Annotated in this window: 9 protein-coding genes, 2 tRNA genes and 3 rRNA genes; 8 read left to right on the forward strand and 6 right to left on the reverse strand. The window is 35.0% G+C overall.

From position 1 onward, the window contains the following. Positions 1-465 precede the first annotated feature (465 nt). The 5 genes from rrf to AMYT_RS13560 all read right to left on the reverse strand — a co-directional run bounded on the left by rrf (position 466) and on the right by AMYT_RS13560 (position 5,658). Positions 466-581: ribosomal RNA gene (rrf, locus tag AMYT_RS13540) — 5S ribosomal RNA — on the reverse strand. A gap of 114 nt (positions 582-695) precedes the next feature. Continuing rightward, positions 696-3,609, reverse strand: a 23S ribosomal RNA gene (locus tag AMYT_RS13545). A 275-nt stretch (positions 3,610-3,884) separates the two neighbouring features. Further along, a tRNA-Ala gene (locus AMYT_RS13550) sits at positions 3,885-3,960 on the reverse strand. A gap of 19 nt (positions 3,961-3,979) precedes the next feature. Then, positions 3,980-4,056, reverse strand: a tRNA-Ile gene (locus tag AMYT_RS13555). 85 nt (positions 4,057-4,141) lie between these two features. Then, positions 4,142-5,658 (reverse strand): 16S ribosomal RNA (locus AMYT_RS13560). Together the 16S, 23S and 5S rRNA genes with 2 tRNA genes alongside form the textbook arrangement of a ribosomal RNA operon. Before the next feature lie 476 nt (positions 5,659-6,134). On the opposite strand from AMYT_RS13560, the gene AMYT_RS13565 reads away from it, so the two are divergent. Further along, positions 6,135-6,833, forward strand: coding sequence for a Bax inhibitor-1/YccA family protein (locus AMYT_RS13565; protein WP_114843052.1), 699 nt, complete (start codon positions 6,135-6,137; stop codon positions 6,831-6,833). A gap of 40 nt (positions 6,834-6,873) precedes the next feature. Next, positions 6,874-7,278: a thiamine-phosphate pyrophosphorylase gene (locus tag AMYT_RS13570; protein WP_114843053.1), complete on the forward strand. Its 405-nt coding sequence runs from the start codon at positions 6,874-6,876 to the stop codon at positions 7,276-7,278. Here AMYT_RS13570 and AMYT_RS13575 read toward each other — a convergent pair. Then, a complete protein-coding gene (locus AMYT_RS13575) occupies positions 7,230-7,922 on the reverse strand; it encodes a methyltransferase domain-containing protein (RefSeq protein WP_114843054.1) in 693 nt (230 codons plus the stop codon). The genes AMYT_RS13570 and AMYT_RS13575 overlap by 49 nt on opposite strands. 115 nt (positions 7,923-8,037) lie before the next feature. On the opposite strand from AMYT_RS13575, the gene secG reads away from it, so the two are divergent. From secG to AMYT_RS13605, 6 genes are read left to right on the forward strand one after another with little or no spacing between them, the layout of a single operon-like run. Beyond that, positions 8,038-8,385, forward strand: coding sequence for a preprotein translocase subunit SecG (gene secG / locus AMYT_RS13580; protein WP_114843055.1), 348 nt, complete (start codon positions 8,038-8,040; stop codon positions 8,383-8,385). A 19-nt stretch (positions 8,386-8,404) separates the two neighbouring features. Continuing rightward, a complete protein-coding gene (locus AMYT_RS13585; protein WP_114843056.1) occupies positions 8,405-9,361 on the forward strand; it encodes a polysaccharide deacetylase family protein in 957 nt (318 codons plus the stop codon). Continuing rightward, a complete protein-coding gene (gene frr / locus AMYT_RS13590; RefSeq protein WP_114843057.1) occupies positions 9,362-9,919 on the forward strand; it encodes a ribosome recycling factor in 558 nt (185 codons plus the stop codon). It begins immediately after the preceding gene. 2 nt (positions 9,920-9,921) lie between these two features. After that, the gene (pyrE, locus tag AMYT_RS13595) at positions 9,922-10,530 is read left to right on the forward strand and encodes an orotate phosphoribosyltransferase (protein WP_114843058.1); all 609 of its coding nucleotides are present in this window, start codon (positions 9,922-9,924) and stop codon (positions 10,528-10,530) included. Between the two features lie 5 nt (positions 10,531-10,535). Further along, entirely contained in the window at positions 10,536-11,012 is a 477-nt protein-coding gene (locus tag AMYT_RS13600) for an RDD family protein (protein WP_114843059.1), read from the forward strand. Continuing rightward, positions 11,005-12,084, forward strand: a complete 1,080-nt coding sequence (locus AMYT_RS13605; RefSeq protein WP_114843060.1) for an MFS transporter — start codon at positions 11,005-11,007, stop codon at positions 12,082-12,084. The genes AMYT_RS13600 and AMYT_RS13605 overlap by 8 nt, the downstream gene beginning before the upstream one ends. Positions 12,085-12,087 lie beyond the last annotated feature (3 nt).

Here is a 12,087-nt window from a genome sequence, read left to right on the forward strand (position 1 = left end):
CCTTCAATAACTTGTCTGGGAGTTTCTTTGTACCTTTCTTTACGGTTAAAGAAAGGTAATTAAAAAAAGAAATATAAAATATAAGATAAAAGTTTTATTCTCTTATTGTATTTTCTACTTATAAATATATATTTCTATAATTAATATTTAGACTAAAATACTTTTTTTTTATAAAAAAAGTAAACAAAAAAAATCGTTCGCTAGATGAAAAATTACGCTAAATCTTTTTTAAAATCCTAAAATTGTAAGACTCGGCAAATTCTTGCCTCAAACAAGTTACAATTTCTTTACGAATTTTAAAAAATATTCTTTACGCTATTTTTCAAATGTTCACCCTTTTATCTAGTAATTTAACTTTATTGAGAAAGGTAATTAAAAAAAACAAGGTAAAAAAAAAGCCTCTATCGAAATCAACAGTAAATATTGACTTAGATAAAGGCTAAATTGTTATATAAAAAACTCAAGAGCTGGCAGAGACCTACGTTTCCACAACTGAAAGCTGCAGTATTATCAGCGCTGAAGTGCTTGACTTCCAGGTTCGGTATGGGTCTGGGTATTTCCACTTCGCTATATCCACCAGCAAGTTGAGTGATAAAAATAGTTCTTCTATTCTTAACACTCAACTTTGTGAGTTTTTTGTTAAAGTCTTTTACACAACTTTTATATTTAATAAGATAGTAAACCAAAGAATTGTAAAAAAAAAGCCAAACGATCTATTAGTACTAGTCAGCTAAACAACTTTCATTGATTACACATCTAGCCTATCAACCTCTTAGTCTTAGAGGGATCTTCAGGGAAAGTTCATCTTGGAGTTGGCTTCGAGCTTAGATGCTTTCAGCTCTTATCTCATCCGTACGTAGCTACCCAACGATGCTCTTGGCAGAACAATTGGTACACCAGTGGTACGTTCATCCCGGTCCTCTCGTACTAGGGACAAATCTCCTCAACTTTCCTACGCCCACGGAAGATAGGGACCGAACTGTCTCACGACGTTCTGAACCCAGCTCGCGTACCGCTTTAAATGGCGAACAGCCATACCCTTGGGACCTGCTCCAGCCCCAGGATGCGATGAGCCGACATCGAGGTGCCAAACCTCCCCGTCGATGTGAGCTCTTGGGGGAGATCAGCCTGTTATCCCCGGCGTACCTTTTATCCTTTGAGCGATGGCCCTTCCACTCAGAACCACCGGATCACTATGACCGACTTTCGTCTCTGCTCGACATGTACGTCTCACAGTCAGGCTAGTTTATGCCATTATACTCAGCTGGCGATTTCCATCCGCCATGAACTAACCTTTGTAAGCCTCCGTTACTTTTTAGGAGGCGACCGCCCCAGTCAAACTACCCACCAGACATTGTCCTAGTAGAGGTTTACTCTACCTAGTTAGTAACTCAAATATTCAAGGGTGGTATCTCAAGGGTGGCTCCGACTCTACTGGCGTCTAGTCATCTTAGCCTCCCACCTATCCTGCACATGAATATCCAAGCTACAGTGTCAAGCTGTAGTAAAGGTGCACGGGGTCTTTCCGTCTTTCCGCGGGTAGGAGGAATTTTCACCTCCACTACAATTTCACTGGATCCCTGGTTGAGACAGCTCCCATCTCGTTACGCCATTCATGCAGGTCGGTATTTAACCGACAAGGAATTTCGCTACCTTAGGACCGTTATAGTTACGGCCGCCGTTTACTCGGGCTTCAATCAAATGCTTCGATTGCTCTAACATCATCAGTTAACCTTCGAGCACCGGGCAGGCGTCACACCTTATACATCCACTTACGTGTTAGCAAAGTGCTGTGTTTTTGGTAAACAGTCGGGAGGGACTCTTTGTTGCAACCTTTCTAGCTTTTTGAAGCAAGTTCATATACCAGAGGAGGCACACCTTATACCGAAGATACGGTGCTAGTTTGCAGAGTTCCTTAACCAGGGTTCTTCCACGCGCCTTAGAATACTCATCCCACCCACCTGTGTCGGTTTACGGTACGGGCAACATATAATATACTTAGTGGCTTTTCTTGGCACGACAGTATCATCGATTCCAAACGCTCTCCTAAAAGATTGTTCGGCCTGTAAGATCTCGGTCTCGTGATACCCGGATTTGCCTAAGTATCAACCTACTTCCTTCGAGCCACACTTCCATCAGTGACCTCGATTAACTCTATGCGTCCCCACATCGCGCTTATATGCTGGTATTGGAATATTAACCAATTTACCATCGTCTACCCCTTTCGGACTCGACTTAGGTCCCGACTAACCCTACGATGACGAGCATCGCGTAGGAAACCTTGGGTTTTCGGCGTTGAGGATTCTCACCTCAATTATCGCTACTCATGCCTGCATGCTCACTTCTATCCGCTCCAACGCTCCTTACCGGTACATCTTCTACGCTGAATAGAACGCTCTCCTACCACTCATATATAATATGAATCTAAAGCTTCGGTGTACATCTTAGCCCCGTTATATTTTCCGCGCAGAATCACTAGACCAGTGAGCTGTTACGCTTTCTTTAAAGGATGGCTGCTTCTAAGCCAACCTCCTGGTTGTCACAGTAACTCCACATCGTTTTCCACTTAGATGTAACTTTGGGACCTTAGCTGTTAGTCTGGGTTGTTCCCCTCTCGACATATGATTTTATCACCCTACGCCTGACTCCCTAGATTCCACATGTAGTATTCGAAGTTTGATAGGGTTTGGTACCGCGGTGAGCAGCCCTAGCCCATTCAGTGCTCTACCCCTACATGCTACTTCTAGAGGCTATACCTAAATATATTTCGGAGAGAACCAGCTATCACGAAGTTTGATTGGCCTTTCACCCCTATCCACAGGTCATCCGGAGGCTTTTCAACGCCTATCGGTTCGGTCCTCCACTGGCTCTTACACCAGCTTCAACCTGCCCATGGATAGATCACTTCGTTTCGGGTCTGCAGCATCTGACTTAGTCGCCCTATTAAGACTCGCTTTCGCTACGGCTTCGTACTTGACTTAACCTTGCCAGATACCACAACTCGCAGGCTCATTATGCAAAAGGCAGTCCGTCACCCTGTTAAAACATAGGGCTCCGAATGATTGTAAGCTAATGGTTTCAGGTTCTATTTCACTCTCCTCGCTGGAGTACTTTTCACCTTTCCCTCACGGTACTTGTTCACTATCGATCTGTAAGTAGTATTTAGGGTTGGAGGGTGGTCCCCCCGGCTTCAGTCAAAATACCACGTGTTCCGACCTACTCAGGATACCATTTGAGCTATTGATAATTTCGTATACAGGAGTATCACCTTCTATGCTATAGCTTTCCAACTATTTCTACTATCATCTTTAGTCTCTTATTATGGTCCTTCAACCCCCTATGCAAGCATAGGGTTTGCCCTCTTCCGCGTTCGCTCGCCGCTACTTACGGAATCTCGTTTGATTTCTCTTCCTCTGGCTACTGAGATGTTTCACTTCACCAGGTTAGCCCCCCGTAGGGTAACATAATCTTCATTATGCTGGGTTGTCCCATTCGGAAATCTTCGGATCAATGCCTCTTGACGGCTCCCCGAAGCTTATCGCAGTCTAGTACGTCCTTCATCGCCTCTTACAGTCTAGGCATCCACCATTAGCCCTTAATAGCTTTCTTTGTATAAATTAAATATTCCTATTTAATCTACCTTTGATAATTATTCCTTGGCTACTATCTTATTAAACATAAGATAGTTGTGTTTTCTTTTTTGAAATTTTATTTTTTATTAAAACTTTCGTTTCAATAAAACTCTTTCGAAAAATTTAAAGACTTTAACATTGTGTTTTTAAATAACTTTTAGGTTTTTTAAACCTAATATAAAAACTAATCTCTTTTAGTTCTTATATTAAGTTTCTTTTCTCACCTTATTTTCTTCTTTTTTATTTATAAGTTGGTGGAGAATAGCGGGATCGAACCGCTGACCTCCTGCGTGCAAGGCAGGCGCTCTCCCAGCTGAGCTAATTCCCCATAAAGATTATCTTTCTTATGGTGGGCCTAACAGGACTTGAACCTGTGACCTCACGATTATCAGTCGAGCGCTCTAGCCAGCTGAGCTATAGGCCCCTTTCACCTATCTTTAAATAATCTTTATAAACTGAATATATTGACTTTCAGATTAAGAATTGAATCTTAATCTGTTTTTTCTCTGAAAGGAGGTGATCCAACCGCAGGTTCTCCTACGGTTACCTTGTTACGACTTCACCCCAGTCGCTGATTCCACTGTGGAAGGTAGCTATCTTAGCATCCCTGCTTCGAGTGAAATCAACTCCCATGGTGTGACGGGCGGTGAGTACAAGACCCGGGAACGTATTCACCGTAGCGTAGCTGATCTACGATTACTAGCGATTCCAACTTCATGTAGTCGAGTTGCAGACTACAATCCGAACTGGGAGGTATTTTTGAGATTTGCTCCACGTCACCGTATTGCTGCTCTTTGTATACCCCATTGTAGCACGTGTGTAGCCCTGGTCGTAAGGGCCATGATGACTTGACGTCGTCCTCACCTTCCTCCTACTTGCGTAGGCAGTCTCGTTAGAGTTCTCAGCCGAACTGTTAGCAACTAACGACGAGGGTTGCGCTCGTTGCGGGACTTAACCCAACATCTCACGACACGAGCTGACGACAGCCGTGCAGCACCTGTATGTAAGTTCTAGCAAGCTAGCACTATTCTATCTCTAAAATATTCTTACTATGTCAAGACCAGGTAAGGTTCTTCGCGTATCGTCGAATTAAACCACATGCTCCACCGCTTGTGCGGGTCCCCGTCTATTCCTTTGAGTTTTAATCTTGCGACCGTACTCCCCAGGCGGTACACTTAATGTGTTAACTGCATTACTGCCATATCTAGTATGGCAACAACTAGTGTACATCGTTTAGGGCGTGGACTACCAGGGTATCTAATCCTGTTTGCTCCCCACGCTTTCGCGTCTCAGCGTCAGTTATGTTCCAGTAGATCGCCTTCGCAATCGGTATTCCTTCTGATCTCTACGGATTTTACCCCTACACCAGAAATTCCATCTACCTCTCCCATACTCTAGATTGACAGTTTCAAGAGCAGTTCTATGGTTGAGCCATAGGATTTCACTCCTGACTTATCGATCCGCCTACACGCTCTTTACGCCCAGTGATTCCGAGTAACGCTTGCGCCCTCCGTATTACCGCGGCTGCTGGCACGGAGTTAGCCGGCGCTTATTCATATAGTACCGTCATTATCTTCCTATATAAAAGGAGTTTACGCACCGAAATGTGTCATCCTCCACGCGGCGTTGCTGCATCAGGGTTCCCCCCATTGTGCAATATTCCCCACTGCTGCCTCCCGTAGGAGTCTGGACCGTGTCTCAGTTCCAGTGTGACTGATCATCCTCTCAAACCAGTTATGCGTCATTGTCTTGGTAGGCCATTACCCCACCAACTAACTGATACAATACAGGCCAATCCTTTACCGATAAATCTTTCCCTTGCATACTTTAGTATTAAAGGCATATAGGACATTAGCAGTCGTTTCCAACTGTTATTTCCTTGTAAAGGGCATGTTACCTATACATTACTCACCCGTGCGCCACTTAGCTGACAAATATAGCAAGCTATATCCCGTTCTCGTTCGACTTGCATGTGTTAAGCACGCCGCCAGCGTTCACTCTGAGCCAGGATCAAACTCTCCAAAAAGTGTTTGAAACTGACTAATTATGTAACTCTATTTGTTACAAAATTATCACTCATTGTTTTTTAATTAAAATTAATTAATTAAATTTTTGTTATAGACGAAGAATTTTCTATTCTTCTTGTTTTTCATTGTCATATATATTCAGTTTATAAAGATTACTTTCCTTATAAACTTTTTGTTTTTAAAGAACTCAATTTCTATCTCTCCCGCTTCTTAAGCGTTCCAGCGAATTTGGACGGGAATTATAATAGATTTTTTACCCCTTGTCAAGGGTTTTTCCTAAATCCTAGCTTAAATTCTTAAATTCTTTGGGTTTTTGCCATTTTTATTATTTTTAGACACATTTTGTTATTTTATGTTAATATTTCGTTTACATTTATACTGTAATATATCAACAATGTAATAGATATGTTATATAAGCTTTAACATATTAATATTACAAATCTAAATTTTATAATAATAAATAAAAGGACAGAAAATGTATAACAGAGATTATTTAGAACAATCTCACAATCATACAGCACAGAACTCTTCAAGAGTTCAACTTATGAGCTTTTTAAAAGCTACATATCAATTATTTGCGGGATCACTTTTAGCAGCTACTGCAGGAGCATATATTGGACTTGATATTGTTTCTATTATTGCAGGACCAGTAATGTGGATTTTATTTGCAGTAGAGTTAGCATTGATATTCTTTGTTATTCCAAGAGTAAAACATACTCCTGGTGTAAACTTAGCAGTATTATTTGCATTTACATTTATCACAGGACTTACAATTGCTCCTTTATTAACAGCAATTTTTGCTATGCCAAGTGGTGCTTCTATAGTTGGTCAAGCATTTTTAATGACTGCTGTAGCGTTTGGGGGAATTTCTATGTTTGCTATGACAACAAAAAAAGACTTCTCTTCAATGGGTAAATTTTTATTTATTGCATTAATTATAATGATTGTTGCAGGTATTTCTAATATCTTTATTCAATCTTCAATGATGCAATTAATTATTGCAAGTGGTGGTGCTTTATTATTTTCAGCATTTATTCTGTATGATACGCAAAATATCATCAGAGGTGGTTATGACTCACCAGTTGAGGCTGCACTATCTTTATATTTAGATTTCTTTAACCTATTTGTATCTTTATTACAAATTTTAGGAATTATGAATAACAATAATGAATAAAAACTAACTCCACTTGGAGTTAGTTTATATATGAGAAGAGATGACAAAAGAACACTTACGTTTAATAGATGCTAATTTAAATAGATTAAGAGAAGGTCTTCGAGTAATTGAAGATATTTTTAGATACATCTATAATGATAAAGAAAATGCTTCAAGATTAAAAAAAATAAGACACCAAAGCAGACTTAACTTTTATAGTGAACTTCTATCTTCAAGAGATATAAAAAATGATGTTTTAAAAAAATCAACTACTAGTGAACAAAAAAGAGAAGATTTAAACTCAATACTAATAGCTAACTTTAAAAGAGCACAAGAAAGTGCTAGAGTATTAGAAGAGTTTACTAAACTTTTTTCAACAGAGAATAGTGAAACTTTTAAAGCTATTAGATATGAACTTTATGATTTAGAAATTGTCTTAACAAAAATAACTTCAAATTCTAAATAATTTAAAGTATATTCTTTATAAAGCTTTTTTGCATCTTTAAAGCTTAAAGATGTGCCACCACTAACTCCTGAGTTTTTAATATAATCAAAAAGTTTCTTTTTGTTTTCAAATTCTACATTATAATTATATACTTCAAATTCACAATTAAAGCTATGTAAAAAAGCCTCTTTAATAGTATTTGTATCTAAAATAGGAGATTTATTCCCTGTTATAGCTTGTATTGATTTAAAAGTATTTGAAGTAAATAAAACAGCATTTATAGTATTTGTAACATTTGATAATCTTGCAACAAGTTTTTTTAAATCCTTTGACCATTGCATAGCAGAAGAAGAAATAACCATTTCAAAATTTTTATTTTCTAAAAAGTTAAAAAACTCTTCAGAATCAAAATCAAAGCAAGATATATTTATATTTTTTGCTCGTGGGTGTAATTCACACATAGAAAGGGAAAAATCAATCGCAGTATATTCACATATTTCCCAAGTAATATTTTTATATACTTGACCTGAACCACAGCCAAGTTCTAAAATAGTTTTAGGAGTTGAAGCAATCTCTCTTACAAGAGCTTTTGCAATTATTTGCTGAATTATATTATTATTGTTATAATCTTTTGCATGTTTAGTAAATTCATTTTGTACAGACATTTATTTAGATTTATCTCTTTTACATTAAGTATAGAATATAGTTAAGTATTATTTTAACTTTTTCTTAATAAGTTTTAGATAAAATATACAGCATTTTTAAAAAAGGACAACCAATATGACTTCTACACTTTTAATAGTTCAATTTGTATTAGCTATTATATTAACAATAACAGTATTGCTGCAAAAAAGTTCTAGTATTGGACTTGGAGCATATAGTGGAAGTAATGACTCACTATTTGGAGCAAAAGGACCTGGAAGCTTTTTAGCTAAAGCAACAATGGCTGTAGGCCTTTTATTTGTTATTAATACTCTTGTTTTAGGTTATATGTATAATGAACAAAGAAATAAAAGTGCTGTTGATACAGTAAAAATCAATAGCTTAATTCCTACAAAACCAGAACAAAAAGTAGAGCAAACAGCACCAGCTGCACCAACTGCACCTAGTGTTCCAGCAAGTAAATAATTATAAGAAGTAGAGAAGTATGAAATATCTACTACTTCTTATTATCTCTTATTACTATCTAAGTGCAAATGCCCATGTATTTGTATATCATAGATTTGGAGATAGTAAACATCCAAGTACAAATACTACTTTAGAAGAATTAGAAAAAGAGTTTAAATACTTTAAAGATAATGGATATAAAGTAGTAAAACTTTCACAAATTATTGAAAAAGTAAACAATAAAGAAAAAGTTCCAGATAATTGGGTAGCTTTAACTATTGATGATAGTTATAAAAGCTTTTATCAAAATGGATTAGAAATATTTAAAAAATACAATTATCCTTTTTCATTATATGTTTATGTAAAAGCAACACAGCAACAATATAGTGATTTTATGACTTGGCAAGAGATAAAAGAAGCTTCAAAATATGGAGAAATAGGTCTTCATTCTTATAATCATCCTCATCTTACGCATTTAACAGAAGAGGAGATAAATAAAGATACAAAAAAAGCCTATGAAATATTTGAAGAAAAATTAGGTTTTAAACCAAAATCATATGCTTATCCATATGGTGAGTATAATGAAAAAGTAAAAAATGAAATAAAAAAATTTAACTTTGATGCAATATTAAATCAAAGTGCAGGTACAGTTAATGAAACTTCTGATGTTTATAGCATAAATAGAATTGCATTAGTTGGTGAAGTTAATTTAAAACAAAAATTAAAATATAAAACTTTAGATGCTACATGGATAGAACCACAAGAGTTTCCAACTGATGGAATATTAAGAAAAGTAAAAGCTAAAGTTGATCCAAAAATAAAAGAGATTAAATTATATATCACTGGTATTGGATGGAAAGAGATAAAAGTGAATAATGGTATAATTGACATCAAATTAAATGAATACTTAAAAAACGCAAGAACAAGAGTTGCTTTAAGTACAGATTACTATACAATTTCAACTAAACTTATAATTAAAAATAAAAAGGAGAAATAAATGTTACAAGAGATATATGCAGAGACAAAAAACCAAATGGAAAAATGTATTGAAGCATTAAAAAGAGATTATAAAACACTTAGAACAGGTAAAGTTTCAACTTCTATCTTAGATGGTATTAGAGTAAATTATTATGGAACACCAACTGAGTTAAATCAAGTAGCTTCTGTTTTAGCACCTGATGCAACAACTATTGTTATTTCACCATGGGAAAAAAACCTAGTAAGTGATATTGAAAAAGCAATTAATGAAGCAAATATCGGGGTAAACCCAAATAATGATGGAACAGTAGTAAAACTATTTTTCCCTCCAATGACTGTTGATCAAAGACAAGAAGCTGCAAAACAAGCAAAAGGGATGACAGATAATGCTAAAGTTGCAATTAGAAATGTAAGAAAACACTCTAATGATAAAGTTAAATCTTTACATAAAGATAAAGAGATTACAGATGATGAAAGCAAAAAAGCTCAAGATGAAATTCAAAAAATTACTGATGCTTTTGTAGTTAAAGCAGATGAAACTTTAAAAACAAAAGAACAAGAAATTTTAACGGTATAATTATGAACGTAGAACAAATTTATAAAGATGCACAAGCTCTATTAGAAGGGCATTTTAAATTAAGTAGTGGTAATCATTCAAGATTTTATTTACAATCTGCAAAAGTTTTAGAAGACCCAAAAACTGCAAAATTATTAGCCCAAGCTTTAGCAGAGCAAATTAAAGCTAGTGGAATTAAAGTTGATGCTGTTTGTTCACCTGCACTTGGTGGATTAATTGCAGGATTTGCACTTGCAACTGCTTTAGATGTAAGATTTATCTTTGCTGAAAGAGTTGAGGGAGAGATGACAATTAGAAGAGGGTTTGAAGTACAAGAGGGTGAAAACTATATTATTTGTGAAGATATTATCACAACTGGCGGAAGTGCTTTAGAAGCTGCTAAGCAAGTTGAACTTGGTGGTGGAAATATTGTGGCTTATGCTGCACTTGCAAATAGAGGTTTCTGTTCAAGAGTAGGAAGTTCTTTAGAAGCTAAAGATAATTGTAAATTACCACTTGATAAACCACTTTTTGCTTTAGATGATTTTACTTTTGAAATGTACACACCAGAAGAGTGTCCTATGTGTAAAGAAGGAAGTATTGCATATAAACCAGGAAGTAGAGGAAACTAAACTTTATGGGAAGATGGAGAGATGTAAAACAAAATAGAGTTGAAAAACAAGAAACTATTATTAAACAAAAGAGCAATAATAGTATTGTTAGTGCATCTCTTTCATCAAGATTTAAAGCATTTTTAACTGACTCATTTTTAATAACTACTCCAATAACTTACATTATAATGTATTTAGTTTTAGGTGGAGGGGAAGATTTTGCCCAAAATAGAATATATGGGTGGAGTTTAATCCTTTCAATAACAGCAGCTATAATTTTATTTTTTTGGTATGTAAAATTTCAAACTCCAGGAATGAAAGCATATAGCGTTAAAATAGTAAATTTACAAAATAAAAGAATAACTTTTATACAAGCATTTATAAGATATTTTGCAACACTTTTTTCTATGGTATCTATCTTTTTAATGTTTATGCCTTTTTTTCATAAAGAGAAAAAGACTTTTCAAGATTTAGTTTCAAAAACTATAATTGTTGATGAATAGACTTTTTTTTAATCTTTCAGCATTTTACTTTTTTTATTTTGCTGCAGTAGGAGTTTATGTAATTTTCCTTCCAAAAGTATTACATGATATTGGATATAGTGCTTTTGATATAGGAATAATCTTTGCTTTAGCACCACTTATGAGATTTGCAACTCCTTTTTTATTTCTAAAACATATTAGTTTAAATCAAAAAGTTTTTAAAACTGCCCTCTTTGGCTCTATCTTTTGCTCTATTTTATTTTATTTTACAATATATAATTTTTATGCTTTTATGATAAATAATGCTATTTTAGGAGCTTGTTTAAGTCTTATTTTGCCTTATTTAGAAGTAATTGCAATAAAAGATTTAGGTAAAGAAAAATATGGGAAATCAAGGTTATATGGTTCAATAGGGTTTATGTTAATTTCACTATTACTAGCAAAATTTTTAAAAGATCCTACAACAGCTTTGGATTTTTATTTAACAGTTAATATTCTAACAGTTATCTTTGCTTTATTTTTATTAAGATTTGATGGTAACCATGAAACTACAGTATCCACAAAACCCTTTTCTTTTTTTGAACATTGGACTTTTTGGGCAGCTTTATTTTTAATGCAAATAAGCTTTGGAGGTTTTTATAACTTTTTTACAATTTATGAGACAGAACATGGAATAAGTCTTGAAACAACTTCATACTTGTGGTCTTTTGGAGTTATTTGTGAGATAGTTATGTTATATTTTCAAGCACCAATACTAAAAAACAATCTTTTAAATATTATAAAATTTTGTTTAGCTATTACTTCTATTAGATGGTTACTTTTATATCTATTTCCTGATTCTTTAATGGTTACTTTTATATCTCAAAGTATTCATGCTTTTTCTTTTGGATTATTTCATAGTGCTGTAATTATGTATTTATACTCTTTATATGAAAATAAAAAACTTGCTCAACAATTTATGTATGGGGTTGCATATGGGCTTGGAGGTTTTATAGGCGCAATTATTGCAGGATTGTTATATGGACCAAATTTATTTTTATATAGTTCATTTTTTTCTTTTTTAGCTTTTTTAGTAATAGCAAAAAGGAAATAAAGA

Origin of the sequence: Malaciobacter mytili LMG 24559, assembly GCF_003346775.1 — a bacterium.
In the GTDB taxonomy this organism is placed as follows: domain Bacteria; phylum Campylobacterota; class Campylobacteria; order Campylobacterales; family Arcobacteraceae; genus Malaciobacter; species Malaciobacter mytili.